Origin of the sequence: Micromonospora sp. NPDC004540 (assembly GCF_040610095.1) — a bacterium.
Taxonomy (GTDB): Bacteria; Actinomycetota; Actinomycetes; order Mycobacteriales; family Micromonosporaceae; genus Micromonospora.
Window position 1 is genome coordinate 39,512 of record NZ_JBEXLR010000018.1, and the last position, 20,293, is coordinate 59,804.

Sequence of the window (20,293 nt, forward strand, 5' to 3'; positions counted from 1 at the left end):
TCGCATGAAGAACCGTCCTCGCGGCGGTCTGGGCCGAGGGCTCGGTGCCCTCATCCCCACCGGGCCCGCGCCGGGTAGTGAACCGGCGGCCGCCGAACCCGAGAACGGTACGGCGGCGGCCGTCCCGGCCACCCCGGTCGGCGGTGCGGCGGCGGCCGTCCCGGCCACCCCGGTCGGCGGTGCGGCGGCGGCCGTGACCGGAGCCGTCGGTGTCGGCGACGTCGCCACCCCGGCCGGCCCGACCGCGGAACCGGAGCCGCAACTGAGCCCGGTCCCGGGAGCGCGCTTCGCCGAGATCCCGGTCGACAGCATCGTGCCGAACCCCAAGCAGCCCCGGCACGTCTTCGACGAGGAGGCGCTGGAGGAGCTGAAGACCTCGATCCAGGAGGTGGGCTTCCTCCAGCCGATCGTCGTCCGCCAGCTCGACAGCGAAAAGTACGAACTCGTCATGGGCGAGCGGCGCTGGCGCGCTGCCCAGGCGGTGGGCCGGGAGAGCATCCCCGCCATCGTCCGGGACACCAAGGACGACGCGATGCTCCGGGACGCGCTGCTGGAGAACATCCACCGGGCCAACCTCAATCCGCTGGAAGAGGCGGCCGCGTACCAGCAACTGCTGGAGGAGTTCGGCGCGACCCACGAGGAACTGGCCCGCCGGATCGGCCGCAGTCGGCCGCAGATCTCCAACACCATCCGGCTGATGAACCTGCCCGCCCAGGTGCAGCGCCGGGTCGCAGCCGGGGTGCTCTCCGCCGGTCACGCCCGGGCTCTGCTCAGCCTCGACGACGCCGACGCCCAGGAGCAGCTCGCCAAGCGCATCGTCGCCGAGGGCATCTCCGTACGCGCCACCGAGGAACTGGTGGCCCTGGCGCTCGCCGACGGCCCGGCGAAGGCGCCGGCCGCGAAGCGCCGGCCGAAGCCGCACGCGCCCGCGCTGACCGACCTCGCCGACCGGCTCTCCGACCGCTTCGACACCCGGGTGAAGGTCGACATCGGCCGGAGCAAGGGCAAGATCACGATTGAGTTCGCGACGGTCGACGACCTGGAGCGGATCGTCGGGATCATCGGAGTGGGCCAGGAGGAGCAGCCCGAGGAGTGAGTACGCCTCTGCCGGCCTCGGCCGCGTTGTCCTCACGGGGGCGACGCGGCCGAGCCGTTTTTCGGGGGATGCCGGCCGGGGCGTTGGAACCTGGTCGGGTCAGTTCTGGTCGGTGGTCCGTGCGGGGGCGCGGCCTCTCGGTGTCGGCGTGCTGCGGCCCTGACAAGCGTTGTTGGAGCGGGAGCGGCTCGCCTCGGGTTTCCTCTGAGTGGCTCTGCGCCCTAGTTCTTCGGCGGAGCTTTGCGGTATCCCGGGAGACCGTTGTGCGATGGCCCCTGCGGGCGTGAGAACCGGACGGGCTGTCGTCGGGGATAGGGCCGGCTTTGGGCGGGGTAGGGGCGGGCTTTGGGGCGGCCGGCGTTCACCTGTGGAGGCTCGTGAGGACTCTGTGGGGTGGGCGGGGCTCCTCGAGGTGGCCTCGCCGCTGTCCCGCCGCTACGGTCGCCTCCCGCTGCGGTCGCTGCCGCCTGCCGCCGCTCCGGTTTCGGCGGTCGATCCTGCCGTCGTCTCGCCGCCACTGCCGTTGCCTCTCGTTCCCAGTTGCCATCGTCTCGCCGCCACTGCCGTCGCCCCTGCCGACGTCTTGCCGCCACTGCCGTCGTCTCGCGGTCGCCGTCGTCTTACCGCCGCTCCCGTGAACCTCGCCGCTGCCGATGCCCGCCCTGGCGTGATGCACCATGGTCCTGCCGGCCGCGTCTCGGTGATTCGCCCACCCGCTCGACTGCGCTCTGGCCGTGCCTCAACAAGTGCCGTCCCCCCGGACGACCTAGACGGCGGCTGTTTCACGTGAAACGGCGACGTGAAGCGAGGCCGTCGGTCGCTCGGAGGGTCCTCTCGCCAGTGGCCCCCGTTCGAGTTCGCATCCGGTCGCCGTGGCTCCACTGCCCGGCTCATAACCGGGGCCTGGCACGGCTCACCCGGCAGCCCGTTGTTGGGCCACCCTCCGCCGGTCGGCTCCGTCACGACCCCCGGGCTGCGCGTGGAATCCAGGCCCCTTCAGCCGTCTGCCAGCATCTGTCGTGACCGTCTACCCGCGAGCGCCCTGCCGGGTGGCTCCCGGACTCAGTCCCTCATCCGGCACCCGTGCAGTTCCTCTTCGGGGAGGGGTCCGCCTGTCTCGCGGACGGTCCGACTGTCGGTGGTGCTGTCTCCGGCCGTCAATCAGCGCGGGAGGGTCCGCGACGGCCCCCGGCCGCGTCATCGCCGCTCCGCTTGCCTGACGCTCCGGAATTGGCTGCTGATCCAAGGGGTCGTTTGCTGCGAGGGCTGTGAGCGCCCTGGAGCCATCTGCCGGAACTCGTTGGCTCCCGGACCCGCCCACCGGGATCCGGAGCCGGCTCTGGGGCGCTGAGGGGGCCCAAACTTGTCGCTCTCAAGTCGATCCGCCTGTCCCGCGCGCCCCATCCGCTGCGCCGCGCGTTCGGGACGTGGAGGACTGTCCGCCGAGCCTCTGTCCGAAGGGCGGTCGAGGTGCTGCGCGAGCCGAGCCCGCCGCGCGGAGACTTCCCTCTGGCCCACAACTCGGGGGGCCCGGATCGGAAGTCCCCTTCGACCGTGCCGGCTCTGCAGCGGCGAGCGCCCCCATCGCCCCCCATCGCCGCCCGGCTCGAGCGGGCCGCCGGTCGGCAGCCCGGCTCCTCGACATCGGTTTAACAGAACCGCCTCGCCGTGGAGAGCGAGCGGCCCACGGCTCGCTGTTTCACGTGAAACGCCGGTTCGGTTCGGCCCGTTGAGCGGCGGCCGCTTCTTCCGGCCAAGGCGATCCCCCGGGCACGATCGGCGGACGGGTGCATTTGGAGTGCCCGTGTTGGGCACCACCCAGCGGAAGCGACTCGCCGCCCTGATCGAGTCGAGCGGCTATCGAGAGCTTGCCGCCAGCAACCCTCCTCGGTCAGGCCTACCCCGTCGCTTCGTGCCCCGCCCAACTGTGCCGGGACCGCCAGTCCCCGTCGGGGGGCGAGAACAGGCCCGGGTCGCAGACCACCTGCGGGGCGTGCTACCCCCGCCCCCACGAGGCCCTGACCCCGCGAGGCCGCCGACCCCCGGGAGATCGGCACCGGAAGACCGCCCGGCACCGGAACACCGCCGGAACACCGCCCGCCACCGGAACACCGCCCGCCATCGGAACACCGCCCGCCACCCGAAGACCGCCCGCCACCCGGAGGCCGTCACGTCGAGGCCGTCACCCCGAGGCCGTCACCGGAGGCCGCCATTTCGGCGAAGGCCGCCGTCCCGGAGGTCGCCACTCGAAAGGGACCGTCGCGCGGATGCCGAAGGCGCGCTGCCGACTGCTCGGGCCGGGCCGGCGCCTGAGGGTTCATGGCCCCGACAGCGCGTCCGGCGGCAGAACTCCGAGTCGACTCCGAACACCCCATCAGGCGCATCCACACCGCGTCCGCGCCGCAAGAGACGCCGACCAACTCGCCCCGGCCCGTACCCACCCGACCCAGCGCCCGGAGCCGTTTCACGTGAAACACCAGCGCCCACCACCGAACCGATCCGACCGCCAAGGGCCCCCCGCAGACCCAGCAGGGGACCTTGGAACAGGCCGGTGCGGATCGCCGGCTCGCTCGTTAGGAAGGAGGGATCGAACCGCCCTCACGAACCCGTGGACAACCCACCCCCGTTATCCACAGTTGTTTTCCACAGGCCCACCTCGTTTCACGTGAAACAGGGCGCGAAAACCCTTGCTGAGCTGTGGATGACGCGGCGTGGTGGTGATTTCAGCGGCCTGTGGACAACGCGGTGGACAACCCGTTGTGGATCGACGAGGAACGCTCAGCGCGCCCCGGCGATCAGGTAGGGACAGGCGTCGCCAACTCGGTTAGGGTCAGCGTCGTGCAGGACACCCCTCCCTCAGTCCCGGACTTCACCCAGTGGCCCTCCTTCCCCTTCGAGGGCGATCTCCATGTCAAGCAGCTCGACGATCCGGTCCCGGTCGAACCTCCCCGCCGCGGTGAGGAGAATCGGGAGTGCACCGCCTGCAACGCGCCGGACGAGGCGTACATCTGGGTGGGTGAGAGATGGCGGGTCCGGGCGATGGACCGACCCACCGGCCTTCCTATGGTGCTGATCCTGGAGTCCCGGTCGCACCTCGATCTCGGCGACCTGCCGAACCTGCTCGCCGCCGAGTTGGGCGTGATGACCGTGCGCCTGGAGCGGGCCATCCGCTCGCTGGACGGCGTGGCCCGGGTGCACGTCAACCGCTGGGGTGACGGCTCGGCGCACCTGCACATGTGGTTCCTGGCGCGGCCGTACGGGCGGCTGCAACTGCGGGGCACGTTCCTGTCCCTGTGGGACTCGATCCTGCCGCCGATCTCCGAGGCGCAGTGGCGGGAGAACCTGGCGATGGTCGCCGCGTGGCTCGCCGAGTTCGGTGGTCGTCCCCTCGCCGAGCCGCCCCGCATCCAGTGGCAGGCGCCGTCGAGCCTGACCGCCCCGTCGGCCGATACGGCCGCCGAGGAGCCCGAGGAGGAGACCGCCTCGGTGATCGAGGCGGCGGACGAGATCCCGGAGGCCGAAGCGGCGGAGGCACCCTCGACCGAGGGGTCGGAGGAAGCGGCCGCGGCGGAGAGGGCTGGCACGCCGGAGAATCCCGCGGAACCCGAGAAGGCCGGCGCGCCGGAGGAGAAGGCCGCGGCGCCGAGCCAGGCGGCCGGCTCAGCCTGACGTCACGGGCGGCGGGCGGCGGCGCGGCTCACCAGCGTGCCGAGCGCCCGCCCGAAGTCCAGCCCGGCCGCCTGGACGGCCAGCGGCAGCAGCGAGGTCTCGGTCATCCCCGGGGAGACGTTGACCTCCAGCACGTGCGGCTGCCCCTCCGCGTCGACGATCAGGTCGACCCGGGAGAGGTCGCGCAGCCCGAGCGCGGTGTGTGCGGCGAGCGCCACGTGGGCCACCCGCTCGGTCGTCGCCGGATCGAGCCGAGCCGGCGCGTGCCAGGTCGTGCGGCCGGCGGTGTAGCGGGCCGCGTAGTCGTAGACGCCGTTGCGGGGGACGATCTCGACCGGGGGAAGCGCCTGCGGTCCCTCGCCCAGGTCGAGCACGGAGACCGCCACGTCCATCCCCGGCACGTAGCGCTCCACCAGCGCCGTCTGGTCGTACGCGAAACAGCCGACCATCGCGGCCGGCAGCGACGCGGCGTCCCGGACCACGGCGGCGCCCAGTCCGGAGCCGCCCTGTGCGGGCTTGACCATCAGCGGCAGGCCGAGCCGGTCGGCGATCCGGTCCAGGACGGCCACGGCGCCCAGCTCGGAGAAACGGTCGTGCGGCAGCGCCACCCAGTCGGGCGTCGGGATGCCCGCCTCGCGCAGCACCGCCTTCGCCGACGGCTTGTCCCAGGCGAGCCGGGACGCGCGGGCATCGCAGCCGACGTAGGGCACGTCGCAGAGGTCGAGCACACCGCGCAGCGAGCCGTCCTCGCCGGTGGCGCCGTGCAGGGCGATCACCACGGCGTCCGGCGGGTCGGCGGCCAGGGCCGGCAGCAGGGCCACGTCGGCGTCCCGCAGTTCGGCCTCCACGCCGACCGCGCGCAGCGCGTCGAGCACCCGCCGCCCGGACCGCAGAGAGACGTCCCGTTCGTAGGAGAGTCCGCCGGCGAGCACGACCACGTGCAGCTCGTCGGTGACGGCGGGTCCGGTCACGGAAGTTTGTGCGGCGGGGCTGACGGCCATGCGGGAATCATGCCAAGTCGGGGCCGGGGGCGTCCGAGCCGCCCTGCCGGCGCCGCGGACCCGCTCCGCCGACCGCGCCGAAGACCTTGCGCATGGCGATCTCCTGCTCCATTACGCCGGCCAGCCGGCGAACGCCCTCCCGGATCCGCTCGGGCGGCGGGAAGGAGAAGTTGAGCCGCATGTTGCCGGTGCCGGTGCCGTCGGCGTAGAAGCCGGTGCCGGGCACGTAGGCGACCCGGGCGGCGATCGCGCGCGGCATCATCGCCTTGGAGTCGAGCCCGTCGGGCAGGGTCGCCCACACGAAGAGGCCGCCGGCCGGGGTGGTCCAGCTGGTGCCCTCCGGCATCAGGTCGGCGAGCGCGTCGAGCAGGGCGTCGCGGCGCTCCCGGTAGACCTCGCGGTAGACCTTGAGTTGCTGCCGCCAGGGCATGGTGCCGAGATAGGTCGAGACGGCGGCCTGCGCGTAGCCGCTGGGGCAGAGGATCTGCGCCTCGCTGGCGATGACCAGCTTGTCGCGGACCGCGTGCGGGGCGAGGATCCAGCCCACCCGGAGGCCGGGCGCGAAGGTCTTGGAGAAGGTGCTCAGGTAGAACACCCCGTCGCGCCGCCGGGCCCGCAGCGGCGCGGGCGCCTCGCCCTCGAAACCGAGCTGACCGTACGGGTCGTCCTCCACCACCAGCAGCCCGGCGCGTTCGCAGATGTCGAGCACCCGCTCGCGCCGCTCCTCGCTCAGCGTCACGCCGGTCGGGTTCTGGTAGGTGGGGATGGTGTAGAGGAATTTCACCCGCCGGCCGGCGCGGGCCAGGTCGGCGATGGCCGACTCCAGCGCCTCCGGGATCAGCCCCTCGGAGTCCATCGGCACGTGCGCCACCTGGGCCTGGGCGGCCTGGAACACCCCGAGTGCGCCGACGTAGGTCGGGCCCTCGGCGAGCACCACGTCCCCCGGGTCCAGGAAGAGCCGGGCCACCAGGTCGAGCGCCTGCTGCCCGCCGACGGTGACCACCACGTCCTCGGGTGAGGCGCCGCACGACGCGTCGATTCCGGAGAGCGCCATCACCTCGCAGATGCGTTCGCGCAGCTCCGGGGTGCCCTGGCCGATGCCGTACTGGAGGGTGGTGGCGCCGTGCTCGGCGCCGAGCCGGCCGAGCATCTCGCCGACCGCGTCGAGCGGCAGCGCCGCGATGTAGGGCGCCCCACCGGCGAGCGAGACCACCTCCGGCCGGCTGGCCACCGCGAAGAGTGCCCGGATCTCGGAGGCCGTCATCCCCCGGACCCGCCGGGCGTACCGGTCGGTGTAGTCGTCGAGCGTCGTGCCGGTCATGACATCACCTCGATCGGGTGTCGGCGGGGCTGCCGCCCGGTGTGGTACCCGCGATGCCGGCAACCATGGCGGCCGCGGGAGGCCGGTTGGTCGATCGTAATCGGCGCCGGCCAGCACCGGGCCCACCATGTGGGCACGTCCACATCCCGGACCGGTCCCTCCCCGGCTCGGGTGGGCGTTCGCGCGTCCTCTCCCGTAGCGTCGGGCAGGGGCGTACGATCGCTCGTCGGGGGCAGGAAGGCGGCGGAAGACCGCGATGGTCTCCGCCGGCGAGCCAATGGGTGGGGTGCTCATGTCGCGACGTCTGGTCAGTCTGACCCTGGACACGCTGGAGGACCTGCCCCGTTCCTGCCGACAGTGCGTCTACTGGGAGCTGGACCCGGTCTCGGCCGAGCGCGCGTGCGCCGCCGGCGACCCGGGGCTGGAGAAGGAGGCCTGGGTCTCCCAGACGCTCCTGGAGTGGGGTTCCTGCGGCAAGCTCGCCTACGTCGACGGGATGCCCGCCGGTTTCGTCATGTACGCCCCGCCGGCCTACGTCCCGCGCTCGATGGCGTTCCCCACCTCACCGGTCTCCGCGGACGCCGCGCTGCTGATGACCGCCCACGTGGTGCCCGCCTTCGCCGGCGGCGGCCTGGGCCGGATGCTGGTCCAGGGGGTGGCCCGGGATCTCACCAAGCGTGGCATCAAGGCGATCGAGGCGTTCGGCGACGCGAAGTTCGGCGACGACGGGGACGACCCGACCCGGGCCTGCCTCGCGCCGGCCGACTTCTTCCTCTCGGTGGGCTTCAAGACGGTCCGCCCGCACCCGCGCTACCCCCGGCTGCGGCTGGAGCTGCGCACCGCACTGAGCTGGAAGTCCGACGTGGAATACGCGCTCGAGAAGCTGCTCGGCTCGATGAGCCCGGAGACGCTGCTGCGCCCGGTCCGGCCGGCTCCGGCCACCCGCTCGACCAGCTGACGGGCCGGGCGACTCAGTCGACCACCGTGCCGGCGGCCACCACCGCCCGCAGCTCGCTCACGTCGATCGAGCCGGTCGGCACGTCCCGCTCGATCGGGTAGTACATCCGCTGCACGGCGGCGACGATCGCCTCGACCACCCGGTCGCGGAACCGGGGATCCACCAACCGGCCGCGGTCCGCCGGTGAGGTCAGGTAGCCCACCTCGACCCGGACCGCCGGCATCCGGGTCAGCCGCAGCAGGTCCCACGCCTTGGCGTGGGTACGGCAGTCCCGCAGCCCGGTGCGGGCCACGATCTCCCGCTGCACCAGCCCGGCGAGCCGCTCCCCGGTGGCCGAGGTGACGCCGTTGTTGGTGCCGTAGTGGTAGGTGGCCACCCCGTCGGCCGCCGGGTTGGCATGCCCGTCGGTGTGCAGCGAGATGAAGACGTCGGCGCCGAGGGAGTTGGCGAGCTGGGCGCGGTCCGCGTCCGGCAGGCAGGTCCGCGGCGACGGGCCCCGGGTGAGCTGCACCCGTACGCCGGCGGCGGCGAGCCGCCCCTCCAGCCGGCTGGCCAGGTCGTGCACGAGGTCCGCCTCGGTCCAGCGCAGCGGGCCGTCGGGCACGACCACGCCCGGGTCGGTGCCGCCGTGGCCCGGGTCGATGACCACGGTCCGCCCGACCAGGGTCGGCCCGGCCTGCCGGATGGCGTCGGACTCGCGGAGCCACTGCGGTCGCCCGCCGACCACCTTGCGGCCGAGGCGGCGCAGCGCGTTGATGGTGTGCGGGCCGCACGCCCCGTCCGGTTTCAGCCCCATCTCCCGCTGGAACTGAGCGACCGCGCGGGAGGTGCGGATGCCGTAGATGGCGTCGGCGCGGCCCACGTCGTATCCCATCTCCAGCAGTCGTTCCTGGAGCGACCGGACGTCCTCGCCGGTCAGCGGCTCGGGGACCGCGTGGTAGAGGGTGCGCGCGCCGAACCGCCAGCGGGCCGCGTCCAGCGCCCGCCAGGTTTCCGCGCCCACCCGCCCGTCCACGCTGAGGCCGCGGGACTGCTGGAACGCCCGGACCGCGCGCTCGGTCTCCGCGTCGAACTCCTCGCCCCCGCCGCCGGCCGGAAGCAGTTCGAGGCCGGTGAGGACGGTACGGATCTCGGCCACCGCGGGTCCCCGGTCACCGGGTCGGATGGGACGCACGATGACCCCCTCTGCACGGACGCTGGCTGGCCGGAGACTCCCACGGAGGTGCTTCCCCCGCCGGGGGAACGCCCTACGGAGCGTACCGTGGCCGGTCACCGAGCGGCCCGGGTTCGCCGCAGGTCAGGACGGCGGAACCCCCGTCACCCGGGATCGGGTGGACGGGGGTTCCGGCGGTGTCGGGTGTCGGCTCAGAGCGCCGACTCGATGAGCTTGACCAGCTCACCCTTCGGCTTGGCGCCGGCGATGGACTGCACCGGCTCGCCGTTCTTGAAGATGGTCAGGGTCGGCACGGACATCACCCGGTAGGTGCGCGCCGTCTCGGGGTTCTCGTCGATGTTGAGCTTGACGATGGTGACCTGGTCAGCCATCTCGCCCGCGATCTCCTCAAGCAGCGGCGAGACCTTGCGGCACGGACCGCACCACTCCGCCCAGAAGTCGACCAGAACCGGCTTGTCGGACTTCAGCACGTCGCTCGCGAAGCTCGCGTCCGTGACCGCCTTGGTTGCTCCCACTATGAACCCCTCCTCCGGGAACTTTTTGTGAAAATCTTTCAGCCTTGCAGGGTGGCGATGAAGCGCTCGGCGTCCAGGGCGGCGGCACAGCCCGTGCCGGCCGCCGTGATCGCCTGCCGGTAGGTGTGGTCGACCACGTCACCGGCGGCGAAGACACCCGGGATGCTGGTCCGGGTGCTCGGCGCCTGCACCTTCACGTACCCCTCGTCGTCGAGTTCCACCTGGTCGCGGAAGAGCTCACTGCGTGGGTCGTGGCCGATCGCCACGAAGACGCCGGTGACGTCGAGCACCTTGCTCTCGCCGGTGTGCACGTTGCGCAGTCGTACGCCGCTGACCTTGCCGTCGTCGCCGAGGATCTCCTCGATCACGCTGTTCCACTCGACCTTGATCTTGTCGTTGCCGAGGGCGCGGGCGGCCATGATCTTGCTGGCGCGGAACGAGTCGCGGCGGTGGATGATCGTCACCGACTCGGCGAACCGGGTGAGGAAGCTGGCCTCCTCCATCGCCGAGTCGCCGCCGCCGACCACCACGATGTGCTGGTTGCGGAAGAAGAAGCCGTCACAGGTGGCGCAGGACGACACGCCGTGGCCCAGGTACTCCTGCTCGCCCGGCACGCCCAGCGGGCGCCAGGCCGAGCCGGTGGAGAGGATGATCGCCTTGGCCCGGTAGGCCGTCTCGCCCACCCAGACGGTGCTCACGGCGTTGGAGCCGGTGTCGCCGGTGTCCTTCAGCTCGACCCGGGTCACGTCGTCGGTGAGGAACTCGGCACCGAACCGCTCGGCCTGCTTGCGCATGTTGTCCATGAGCTCGGGGCCGAGGATGCCGTCGGCGAAACCGGGGAAGTTCTCCACCTCGGTGGTGGTCATCAGCGCGCCGCCGGACTGCACGCCCTCGATGACCAGCGGATTGAGATTGGCGCGCGCGGCATAGACCGCCGCCGTGTAACCGGCCGGCCCGGAGCCGATGATGATCAGGTTGCGGACCTCGTCCACTGCCGTCTCCCGATGTGTGTGTTCGTCACCGGCGCGCACCGATGTCGATCCGAGTGCCGACGGCTCAGCGGCGCCGGCGCCTGACTTGCAGAACGTCATCGTACGAAGCGGGGATTCCCGAGTCGGGCATCTGGTGGGTCACGTCACGTGGAGCGACACGCCCGGGTGACCGTGACCTCACCCTACCCGCGCGGTGTAGCGGGTGTCCGCGCCGGACCCGGGGACCCCGCACTCGGGTCCGCTCACCCAGGCCCATCGGGCGCCGCCCCCGTCCGTGAAGGTGACCACCAGCGCCGGACTGCCCTGGAACCGGGCGTAGTCGACCAGGTCGACGGTGAGCGGGCCGGCGCCGTGTTCGGTGCCGATGTCGGACAGGCAGACGGCCAGCGCCTCGGGTCGGGCGAGCCGCTCCAGCCCGGTTGCCTCCGAGAGTCGGCGCGCGTCCTGCCCCCCGGCGGCGCTCGACTTTTCGTTCGCCGTCGCCGAGGGCCCGGCGACCCCGGTCCGCAGCCCGAAGAGGGCTTCCGGGGTGTAGTCGGTGCCGCTGTGCCGGGCCGGCCCGGTGGTCCGGAACGGTGCGGCGGCCATCGGGGCGGCCTCGCCGTCGGCCCGGCTGCCCGCGTTGTCGGCCGCCCCGGTGACCCGGCCGACTCCCGCGTCGACCAGGTGGCTCACCCCGAATCCCACTGCGGTGACCGAGGCGGCGGCCAGCGCGACCGGACCGGCGAGCCGGGTCCAGCGGCGGGAGCGGCGCCCCGGCCCGGTGTTCCGGCCGGGTCGGCCTGTCGCGCCGGCCGGCTGGGCGCCCCGGCTGGGCTGCGCCGGCACGGCGGCCGGCGCCGGGCCGGGCTCGGTGGGGTCGGCGGTCGGAGCCGGGCCGGCGCCGGCGAGCGCAGCGGTGATCCGGTCCGCCACGGTGGGCGGCAGCTCCGGGGCCGGCTCGGCGGCCCAGCCGGCCAGGTCGGCGTGGACCAGCTCGACCGCCCGGGCCAGGTCGGCGTACGCCTCGCCCCAGGCCGGGTCCCGCTCGACCAGCCCGGCGACGGTGGCCTGCTCCGGGGTGCCGTCCAGCGCCCCGCCGAGGTAGTCGGCGAGCAGGTCGTGGTCGACCTCGCTGAACTCCCGGGAAGTCACGTCTCCTCCTGGCTGGCGTCCCGCCGGGACAATCCCGACGTGGATCCGACGCCCTCGGGTGGCCGCGGGTTCCCGCGGGTGACCCGGGGCACGTCCGCGACCTCGTCGGAACCGGTCCGCAGGTGCCCGAGGAGCACGGCCAGCCGGGCCCGGCCCCGGGCGCACCGGCTCTTCACCGTCCCCTCGGCGACCCCGAGCATCCGGGCCACGTCGGCCACCGGGTAGCCCTGCACGTCCACGAGGACCAGCGCGGCCCGCTGCTCGACCGGCAGCGCCGCGAGGGCCTGCCGGACCACCAGGGCGGTGTCGTGGTCCCGGACCGGGGCCGCCGGCTCCACCCCGCCGGTGTGCCGGCCGGGCTCCCCGTCGGTGTGCACCCCGTCGGGCAGCGGAACCGTGGCGTGCGTCTGGCGCCGCCGGATCCGGTCCAGGCAGGCGTTGACCACGATCCGGTGCAGCCAGGTGGTGACCGCCGAGTCGCCCCGGAACCGGGCCGCGGCGCGGTGCGCCGACAGCATCGCGTCCTGGAGGGCGTCGGCCGCCTCCTCGCGGTCGCCGACCGTCCGCAGGGCCACCGCCCAGAGCCGGTCACGGTGGCGGTGGAACAGCTCGGTGAAGGCGTCCCGGTCGCCGGCGACGTGCGCCCGCAGCAGGTCGAGGTCGGACACCCCGGTCGGCGGGTCGTCCCCGGTCGCCGGCGTACGCCCACCGCGACCCGCCATCACCACGTCCGAGGGAGGCGGTGCGCCGGGTGCGGCGAACGGCTCACGAGCCCTGGACCGTGAGTTCCTGGACGCCGAGCTTCCAGCCGTCGCCGCTGTCCTTCTCCGGCAGCTCGGTGATCCAGAAGAGGAGGTACTGGTACTTCTCCTCCGGGTTGAACCCGTCGAAGGTCATCGTGGTGCCGTCGTGCTCCTCGAACGGCTGCCCGATCTTCTCCGTGTAGGCCGCGACGAGCTGCTTGTCGCCCGAGGAGCTGGACGGGAACTCGGCCTTGCCCGCGCGCAGCTCCGCGGAGGCGCCGGTGGACGAGAGGGTGGCCTGGATCGCCTTGACCGTGTGCGGGGCGCCGAGGTCGATCCAGATCCCCATGCCCTTCTTCAGGCCGCCGAACTTGCCGTTGTTCCGGTAGCTCTGGGTCTCCCAGCCCTCGTTCGGGTTGCCGTCGATCACCTTCTCGGCGTCCCGGACCTCGGCGCGGTCCCGGCTGTCCGGGTCGATGATGCGGACGTCCTGGATGGTCAGCCTCTTGACCGGGGCGGCCGGCGTGCCGGTGCCGCCGCCGGCGGGCGCGCTGCTGGACGGCTGGCCCACCGGTTCCTTGCCCGGGTCCTTGTCGTCGCCGAGGGCGCTGATCCCGATGAGCAGCCCGACCAGGGCCACCGCCAGCAGGCCGGCGATGCCCAGGGCGACCTTGCGGCCGCCGGCCGCGGCCAGCGGCGAGGGCTCGTCCCCGGTGTCGGCGGTGAAGCGCAGCGGACCGGCCTGCTCCAGGAAGTGCTCGTCGGCGGGGATGTCGAGCCGGTTCAGCTCGGCCGACAGCACGTCCGACGACGGCGGGGCGATCTCCGGGTCGAGCAGGTCCATGGTGAGGTCGTCGAGGTACGCCGGCACCCCGGCGCGCACCTGGCGGGGCGCGGCGATGGCGCCAGCGGCGTCCCGGACCGCGTCAGGGAGGGCGGCGCGGCCGTGGCCGGCGGTGGCGCCGTGCAGCGGGGCCTCGCCGTGCGGCCAGTGCCCGGTCAGGGCGAAGTAGAGCACCCCGCCGACCGCCCGCAGGTCGTTCTCCTGGCTGTCCGCCCCGTCGGTCCGCGCGTCGGCCAGCACCACGCGGCCGTCGTCGCTGATCATCACGGTGCCGGGGTGGACGTTGCCGTGCACCATGCCGGTGGCGTGCACGGCGGCGAGGGCGCTGGCGACCGCGCTGCCGATGGCGGTGGCCCGCGCCGGGTCCAGCGGACCGTCGGCGGTGACCAGCTCGCGCAGCGACTGACCGTCCACCCACTCGCGGACCACGTAGGCCCGGTCGGCCTCGTCGATCGCGTCGTAGACGCCGACCAGGTTGGGGTGGATCACCCGGCTGGCCGCGACGGCCGCCTGGAGCATCTCGGTGGCGGAGTCGCCACCCGGGTAGCGGAGGACCACCGCGACGGGCCGGCGCAGCACGACGTCGACCCCGCGCCAGACCAGCCGGCCCGCGCTGTCGTTGTTGATGTGCTCGACCAGCTCGTACCGCTCGGCGAGGACCTCACCGGCCGTGGGAGCACCGAAGGTCACGACCGGAGGAGAGGTCTCCTCCGCCTCCTGACCCTCGCCGACCTGGGTCACCCGTCCTCCCTCGGTGATCGTGTCGATCGATGGACCCGTGCTGCTGGGCATGTGGCTTCCCGCTCTGCCTTGGCTGGGACCGGCAGACCGGTGTCGACGCCCACGTCGGCACCTGCCGTACCCGTCGAGAGCGACCTTACCCGGGATGCCCGGTTCTCCGACATGTCATCTTCCCGCCGTAGCCGGTGGGACGCCAGTGACCGCGGGGGATCGGCCGGGTGAACGGTCGGTCCGGCCAGGTCGCTGGGACACGCACGCCCAATCTAGAGGTTGACGGCAAGTAGTCGGCGCAGGGGCGCACCGGTGTGGCGGCCTCTGGAACCCGGGACGGATTTCCCCTGGTCCGGGCGGTCACCCTCGGCCGTACGGTTGGTTGTCCACAGGCCGAGAGGCCCATTGGGCGGGGGAACACCGAGTTATCCACAGCCGTATCCCCAGGCTGGTGATCCTCGTTCACCGTCCGTCATAGGCGCTGGTCGAGGTCACCGCCTGAGGCGGCGCCGGACCATTCCGACCACCTCGGTGATCTCGCCGATCCGCAGCGCCATGGCCAGCCCGAGGTACGTCACGCCGATCACCGCGCCACCGATCACCAGCTGGACGGCGGCGGCCGTCCAGCTCAGGTGCGCCGGGTCGCCGGGGAGCAGCTTCACCACCAGCAGGCCGACCAGTGCCGCACCCAGCGCGGCGACCACCACCCGGCCCATGGTCCGCATGATCCCGCCCAGCCCGATCCGGCCCACCCGCGGCCGCAGCAGCAGCGCCGAGATGACCGCCGCCGCCACGTACGAGATCGCGTTGCCGAGCATCATGCCGGCCGCCGCGAAGGTGGCCGAGAAGGCCAGGTAGAGGCCGACCTGGAGGAGCACCCGCAGGGCCACCACCGGGATGTTGACCAGCGCCGGGGTGCGGGTGTCCGGCAGCGCGTAGAAGGCGAAGGTGAAGAGCTGGCTGATCGCGAAGGGCACAAGGCCGATCGCCGCCACCAGCAGCACGGTGGAGGTGGCCACGGCGTTGTCGCCGGTGAAGGCGCCGTACCGGAACACCACCACCGAGATCGGGCCGGCCAGCACCGCGTAGCAGACCGCGATCGGGGCGAGCACGGCGGTGACCATCCGGGTGCCCCGGGACAGGTCCGCGGTGACGTCGTGGAACCGGCCGTCGGCGGCGGCCGCGCTCATCCGTGGCATCAGCGCGGTGATGATCGAGACGGCGATGATGCCGTGCGCCATCATCAGCAGCAGGAAGACGTTGTTGTAGATCAGCAGGCCGGCGCTGTCCTCGCCCGCCGCCCGGGTGAGCAGGTTGACCACCACGAAGAGGCCGAGCTGGTTGACCGCGACGTAGCAGAACATCCAGGCGCCGAGCTGGGCCAGCTCGCGCAGCCCCAGCTCACGGAAGTCGAAGCGCAGCTTCCACCGGAAGCCGACCTTGCGCAGCGCCGGCAGCAGCCCGGCCGCCTGGACGGCCACGCCGAGCAGGGCGCCCCCGCCGACCAGCAGGATCTGCCCCCAGCCCACGTCCTCCGGCCGGATCGCCTCCGCGCCGTAGATCAGGATGTAGAGGCCGAAGGCGCCGATCACCACGAGGTTGTTGAGGATCGGCGCCCACATCGGGGCGGCGAAGTGCCCCCGGGTGTTCAGCACCGCGGCGATCAGCGCGCTCAGGCCGGTGAAGAACAGCATCGGGAGCATCAGGTACGACAGGTCGGTGACCAGGTTCGTGTAACTCGCGTCCTTGCCGCTGGCGTAGAGCGCGGTGAGCACCGGCGCGCCGGCCATCGCGATCAGCGCGGTGGCGGCCAGGGCGAGCACGGCCAGGGTCAGCAGCCGCTGGGCGTACGCCTCACCCCGGTCCGGGTCGGTCTTGCGGCGGCGGACCAGCACCGGGATCAGCACGCTGGTGAGCACGCCGCCGAGCAGGAACTCGTAGACCTGGTTCGGCAGGAACTGGGCGGTGGTGAAGACGTTGCCGACCAGGTTGCCCAGCGCCGCCCCGACCATCAGGTTCCGGACGAAGCCGGTACCCCGGCTGACCAGGCTGCCGATCGCCATCACCGCGCTGTTCGCCGCGGCGCTGGTCTCGGCGACCACCTCCTGAGGCGGTGCGGTGGCCTCGACCCCCGGCTGGTTCAGCGGCTCCGCCGAGATGAAGGTGGCGCCGTCCTCCGGCGGCAGGCCGCCGCCGTGCGCGTTCGCGCTGCGGTAGAGCCCGCCGCTCATCTCCCAGCCTCCAAGGGGTACGTCGAAGCCGGGCCTCGCCGGCCCTGCCCAACCGAAACCTTAGTCAACCTCGGCCCGTTACCCGCGCCCGGCGCAGGAGCCACGGCCCCGGCCCGATAGGCTGGCGATCCCATGTCCGAAGCTTCCGCCTCCCACGCCGCCGACCGCCGCGACCTGACCGCCGCGCAGCGCAACGCCGTCGCCGAACTGCTCCGCGTCTCGCCGGTCGCCGACGAGCTGGGCCGGCGTTTCGCCCAGGCCGGTCACGAACTGCACCTGGTGGGCGGCTCGGTCCGGGATGCCCTGCTCGGTCGCCTCGGTAACGATCTGGACTTCTGCACCGACGCCCACCCGGACGAGACCATCCGGATCATCCGCGGCTGGGCCGAGTCGATCTGGGAGACCGGGCGCGAGTTCGGCACCATCGGCCTCCAGCGCGACGGGCTCCGGCTGGAGATCACCACCTTCCGCGCGGAGGCGTACGACCAGGTCAGCCGGAACCCGATCGTCGAGTACGGGACCAACCTGGTCGACGACCTGAAGCGCCGGGACTTCACCGTCAACGCCATGGCGGTCAGCGTTCCCGACCACCGGTTCACCGACCCGTACGGCGGCCTGGCCGACCTGGCCGCCAAGATCATCCGTACCCCGGGCACGCCCCAGGAGTCGTTCCGGGACGACCCGCTGCGGATGCTGCGCGCGGCCCGGTTCGCCGCCCAACTGCGCTTCACGGTCCACCCGGACGTCCACGAGGCGATGACCCGCATGGCCGCCGACCTGGACCGGATCACCGCCGAGCGGATCCGGGACGAGTTCACCAAGCTGCTCTGCGGCGCCGACCCGGTCACCGGGCTGCGGCTGCTGGTCGACACCGGGCTGGCCGAGCGCTTCCTGCCGGAGCTGACCCGCCTCAAGCTGGAGATCGACGAGCACGCCCAGCACAAGGACGTCTACGAGCACACGCTGACCGTGGTCAGCAACGCGATGTCGATGGAGGAGGGCGGCTGCGACTTCGTGCTGCGGATGGCCGCGCTCATGCACGACGTCGGCAAGCCGGGCACCAAGGCGGTCGGCCCGGACGGCCGGGTCAGCTTCCACCACCACGAGGTGGTCGGCGCCCGGCTGACCAAGGCCCGGATGAAGGCGCTGCGCTACCCCAAGGACGTCACCTCCCAGGTGGTCAAGCTGGTCGGCCTGCACCTGCGCTTCTACGGGTACGGCCGGGGCGAGTGGACCGACTCGGCGGTCCGTCGGTACGTCACGGACGCCGGTGACCTGCTGGCCCGCCTGCACAAGCTGACCCGCTCCGACTGCACCACCCGCAACCGGCGCAAGGCGGCCCAGCTCGCGGCCGACTACGACGCGCTGGAGGAGCGAATCGCCCGGATCGCCGCCGAGGAGGACCTGGCCCGGGTCCGGCCCGACCTCGACGGCAACGCGATCATGGAGCTGCTCGGCGTGCCGCCGGGCCCGCTCGTCGGGCGGGCCTGGCAGCACCTCAAGGAGCTGCGGCTGGAGCGCGGCCCGCTGGAGCGGGACGAGGCCGAGGCCGAGCTGCTGCGCTGGGCCCGGGAGCAAGGCGTCCTCGGCTGACGCCGGCGGCCGGTTGACGACGATACGCCGGCGTGTCGACCGAACGGTTGAGGCGCGACGGTCGATGTCTCCCGCATGATGTTGGTCATCACCAGCCTCCCGGTTCGAGGGTGAGGCTGTTCTGATCGCATCCGCCCGTCCGATCCGGACGGTCGCTGGACACGGGGAGAACACCTAGTGACACGTCACGGCGCGCTGCGCCGCTCTGCGCTGGTGGGGCTCGCCCTCACCTCGGCAACCTCCATCTTCTGCGCCGCCACCGGCGGCCCCGCCCTGGCCGACCCGGCCGACCAGCCGCGGGCCGGGGTCCGGGGCGCCGACACCGCCGGCGCGGTGCCGGACCGCTACATCGTCGTCCTCAAGGACGGCAAGGCCAGCCCCGCCGAGGTGCGGGCCAGCGCCTCGGCGCTCGCCGACGCGCACGGCGGGTCGGTGCGCCGGGTGTTCACCAAGGCGCTGCACGGCTACTCCGCCACCATGAACCGGCGGCAGGCGGACCGGCTGGCGGCCGATCCCGATGTCGCCTACGTCCAGCAGGTCCAGCGCTGGTCGGCCACCGGCAGCCAGAGCGGCACGCCGTCCTGGGGCCTGGACCGGATCGACCAGACCACGGCGAAGGCCAACGGCGTCTACACCTACCCGGCGACCGGGGCCGGGGTGACCGCCTACGTCATCGACACCGGCATCGACATCGACCACCAGGACTTCGGCGGGCGGGCCAGCTACGGCTACGACGCCATCGAGCAGGACAACGTCGCGCAGGACTGCGACGGCCACGGCACGCACGTGGCCGGCACCATCGGCGGGACGAAGTACGGCGTGGCCAAGGACGTCAAGCTGGTCGGCGTGCGGGTGCTGGACTGCGAGGGCAGCGGCACCACCGAGCAGGTGCTCGCCGGCATCGACTGGGTCACCACCAACGCCGTCAAGCCGGCCGTGGCCAACATGAGCCTCGGCTTCGGCGGCATCGACCAGGCGGTCAACGAGGCGGTCACCCGCTCCATCGTCTCCGGCGTCACGTACGCCGTCGCGGCCGGAAACAGCATGCAGGACGCCTGCAACGTCTCCCCGGCCGGCGTGGCGCCCGCCATCACGGTCGGCGCCACCGATCAGGTGGACTTCCGCGCCTGGTTCTCCAACTACGGCAAGTGCCTGGACACCTTCGCGCCGGGCACCGGCATCGTCTCCGCCGCCGCGGGCACCACCAGCGGGTCGGTGGCGATGAACGGCACCTCGATGGCCTCCCCGCACGTGGCGGGCGCCGCCGCGCTGCTGCTGGAGGCGCACCCGGCCTGGACCCCGCAGCAGGTCCGCGACTCCATCGTCACCACCGGGGTCGGCGGCGCGGTGCACGACACCATGGGCTCGATGGACCGGCTCCTGCACGTCGGCACGGTCCCGACCGCCCGCGCCGCCTACGGCCTGAAGGCCCGGGTGAACGGCCGCTACGTGACCGCGGAGAGCGGCGGCACCAAGCCGCTGATGGCCCGGGGCACCGGCATCGGCGCCTGGGAGAAGTACGACGTGGTCGACGCCGGCAGCGGCCTGGTCGGGCTGCGCGCCAAGGCCAACAACAAGTTCGTGACCGCGGAGAGCGCGGGCGCGAAGCCGCTGATCGCCCGCTCGGCCTCGATCGGCGCCTGGGAGAAGTTCCAGATCGTCGACAACACCGACGGCACGATCAGCCTGAAGGCGACCATCAACGGCAAGTACGTCACCGCCCCGAGCACCACCTCCCCGCTGATCGCCAGCAAGACCGCCATCGGCACCGCCGAGAAGTTCGACTTCGACGCCTCGGCCCCGGTCGTCGGCATCAAGGCGCTGGCCAACGGGAAGTTCGTCAGCGCGGAGAGCAGCGGCAGCCAGCCGCTGATCGCCCGGTCCGCCAGCGTCGGGGCCTGGGAGAAGTTCGAGATCGTCAGCGTCGGCGACGGCTTCTTCGGCCTCAAGGCGCTGGTCAACGGGAAGTTCGTGACCGCGGAGAGCGCGGGCGCGAAGCCGCTGATCGCCCGCTCCGCGTCGGTCGGCCCGTGGGAGACGTTCGACTTCCTCGACTACAACCCGGACGGCTCGATCTACCTTCGCGCGTACATCGACGGGCAGGCGGTCACCGCCGGCAGCACCGGCGCCAGCCAGCTCATCTCCAGCCGCACCATCGACTGGAACAGCGAGACCCTGGGTCTCGGCATCGGCGAGAAGTTCGTGGTCGCGGTCATCTGACCGGCCACAGCACGGCGCCCGCCGGATTTCCCCGAGGAGGGGATCCGGCGGGCGCCGTCGCTTCTGTCCC

Annotated in this window: 14 protein-coding genes; 5 read left to right on the plus strand and 9 right to left on the minus strand. The window is 72.7% G+C overall.

Annotation, left to right across the window (positions count from 1 at the left end; genetic code table 11):
• Positions 1-4 precede the first annotated feature (4 nt).
• On the plus strand, positions 5-1,096 hold the full coding sequence (locus ABZV78_RS09255) for a ParB/RepB/Spo0J family partition protein (RefSeq protein ID WP_355636878.1): 1,092 nt from the start codon (positions 5-7) through the stop codon (positions 1,094-1,096).
• Positions 1,097-3,934: 2,838 nt separating this feature from the next.
• On the plus strand, positions 3,935-4,765 hold the full coding sequence (locus tag ABZV78_RS09260; RefSeq protein ID WP_355636880.1) for a hypothetical protein: 831 nt from the start codon (positions 3,935-3,937) through the stop codon (positions 4,763-4,765).
• 2 nt (positions 4,766-4,767) lie between these two features.
• On the opposite strand, the gene ABZV78_RS09265 is transcribed toward ABZV78_RS09260, so the two are convergent.
• Both ABZV78_RS09265 and ABZV78_RS09270 read right to left on the minus strand, forming a co-directional pair.
• Positions 4,768-5,766, minus strand: a complete 999-nt coding sequence (locus ABZV78_RS09265) for a D-alanine--D-alanine ligase (protein ID WP_355636882.1) — start codon at positions 5,764-5,766, stop codon at positions 4,768-4,770.
• Between the two features lie 7 nt (positions 5,767-5,773).
• Positions 5,774-7,087 carry a PLP-dependent aminotransferase family protein gene (locus ABZV78_RS09270; RefSeq protein ID WP_355636884.1) on the minus strand — a complete coding sequence of 438 codons (1,314 nt, stop codon included), beginning with the start codon at positions 7,085-7,087 and terminating at the stop codon, positions 5,774-5,776.
• A 292-nt stretch (positions 7,088-7,379) separates the two neighbouring features.
• Between ABZV78_RS09270 and ABZV78_RS09275 the strand changes: the two genes are divergently transcribed.
• Positions 7,380-8,045 (plus strand): GNAT family N-acetyltransferase, encoded by a 666-nt coding sequence (locus ABZV78_RS09275; protein WP_091316295.1) that lies wholly within the window; start codon positions 7,380-7,382, stop codon positions 8,043-8,045.
• A gap of 13 nt (positions 8,046-8,058) precedes the next feature.
• Here ABZV78_RS09275 and ABZV78_RS09280 read toward each other — a convergent pair whose 3' ends face one another.
• The 7 genes from ABZV78_RS09280 to murJ all read right to left on the minus strand — a co-directional run bounded on the left by ABZV78_RS09280 (position 8,059) and on the right by murJ (position 16,410).
• Positions 8,059-9,219, minus strand: a complete 1,161-nt coding sequence (locus ABZV78_RS09280; protein WP_355636886.1) for an N-acetylmuramoyl-L-alanine amidase — start codon at positions 9,217-9,219, stop codon at positions 8,059-8,061.
• Between the two features lie 191 nt (positions 9,220-9,410).
• On the minus strand, positions 9,411-9,734 hold the full coding sequence (gene trxA, locus ABZV78_RS09285; RefSeq protein WP_154229253.1) for a thioredoxin: 324 nt from the start codon (positions 9,732-9,734) through the stop codon (positions 9,411-9,413).
• 38 nt (positions 9,735-9,772) lie between these two features.
• Complete coding sequence (gene trxB / locus ABZV78_RS09290) at positions 9,773-10,726, minus strand: thioredoxin-disulfide reductase (RefSeq protein ID WP_355636888.1); 954 nt, start codon at positions 10,724-10,726, stop codon at positions 9,773-9,775.
• A 177-nt stretch (positions 10,727-10,903) separates the two neighbouring features.
• A complete protein-coding gene (locus ABZV78_RS09295) occupies positions 10,904-11,860 on the minus strand; it encodes a hypothetical protein (protein WP_355636890.1) in 957 nt (318 codons plus the stop codon).
• Positions 11,857-12,582, minus strand: a complete 726-nt coding sequence (gene sigM, locus ABZV78_RS09300) for an RNA polymerase sigma factor SigM (protein ID WP_355636892.1) — start codon at positions 12,580-12,582, stop codon at positions 11,857-11,859. Before sigM ends, ABZV78_RS09295 begins: the two co-directional genes overlap by 4 nt.
• Before the next feature lie 43 nt (positions 12,583-12,625).
• On the minus strand, positions 12,626-14,239 hold the full coding sequence (locus tag ABZV78_RS09305; protein WP_355636894.1) for a protein kinase family protein: 1,614 nt from the start codon (positions 14,237-14,239) through the stop codon (positions 12,626-12,628).
• A 431-nt stretch (positions 14,240-14,670) separates the two neighbouring features.
• Entirely contained in the window at positions 14,671-16,410 is a 1,740-nt protein-coding gene (murJ, locus tag ABZV78_RS09310) for a murein biosynthesis integral membrane protein MurJ (RefSeq protein ID WP_355636896.1), read from the minus strand.
• Positions 16,411-16,542: 132 nt separating this feature from the next.
• On the opposite strand from murJ, the gene ABZV78_RS09315 reads away from it, so the two are divergent.
• Positions 16,543-18,003: a CCA tRNA nucleotidyltransferase gene (locus tag ABZV78_RS09315; protein ID WP_355636897.1), complete on the plus strand. Its 1,461-nt coding sequence runs from the start codon at positions 16,543-16,545 to the stop codon at positions 18,001-18,003.
• A 177-nt stretch (positions 18,004-18,180) separates the two neighbouring features.
• The gene (locus ABZV78_RS09320) at positions 18,181-20,223 is read left to right on the plus strand and encodes a S8 family serine peptidase (RefSeq protein ID WP_355636898.1); all 2,043 of its coding nucleotides are present in this window, start codon (positions 18,181-18,183) and stop codon (positions 20,221-20,223) included.
• The last annotated feature ends 70 nt before the right edge of the window (positions 20,224-20,293 follow it).

Bases quoted from the DNA above. Each gene is read 5' to 3' on its own strand.
- ABZV78_RS09305 (WP_355636894.1), bottom strand. From the start codon at position 14,239: ATGCCCAGCAGCACGGGTCCATCGATCGACACGATCACCGAGGGAGGA.
- sigM (WP_355636892.1), bottom strand. From the start codon at position 12,582: ATGGCGGGTCGCGGTGGGCGTACGCCGGCGACCGGGGACGACCCGCCG.
- ABZV78_RS09315 (WP_355636897.1), top strand. From the start codon at position 16,543: ATGTCCGAAGCTTCCGCCTCCCACGCCGCCGACCGCCGCGACCTGACC.
- ABZV78_RS09275 (WP_091316295.1), top strand. From the start codon at position 7,380: ATGTCGCGACGTCTGGTCAGTCTGACCCTGGACACGCTGGAGGACCTG.
- ABZV78_RS09255 (WP_355636878.1), top strand. From the start codon at position 5: ATGAAGAACCGTCCTCGCGGCGGTCTGGGCCGAGGGCTCGGTGCCCTC.
- ABZV78_RS09270 (WP_355636884.1), bottom strand. From the start codon at position 7,087: ATGACCGGCACGACGCTCGACGACTACACCGACCGGTACGCCCGGCGG.
- ABZV78_RS09265 (WP_355636882.1), bottom strand. From the start codon at position 5,766: ATGGCCGTCAGCCCCGCCGCACAAACTTCCGTGACCGGACCCGCCGTC.
- murJ (WP_355636896.1), bottom strand. From the start codon at position 16,410: ATGAGCGGCGGGCTCTACCGCAGCGCGAACGCGCACGGCGGCGGCCTG.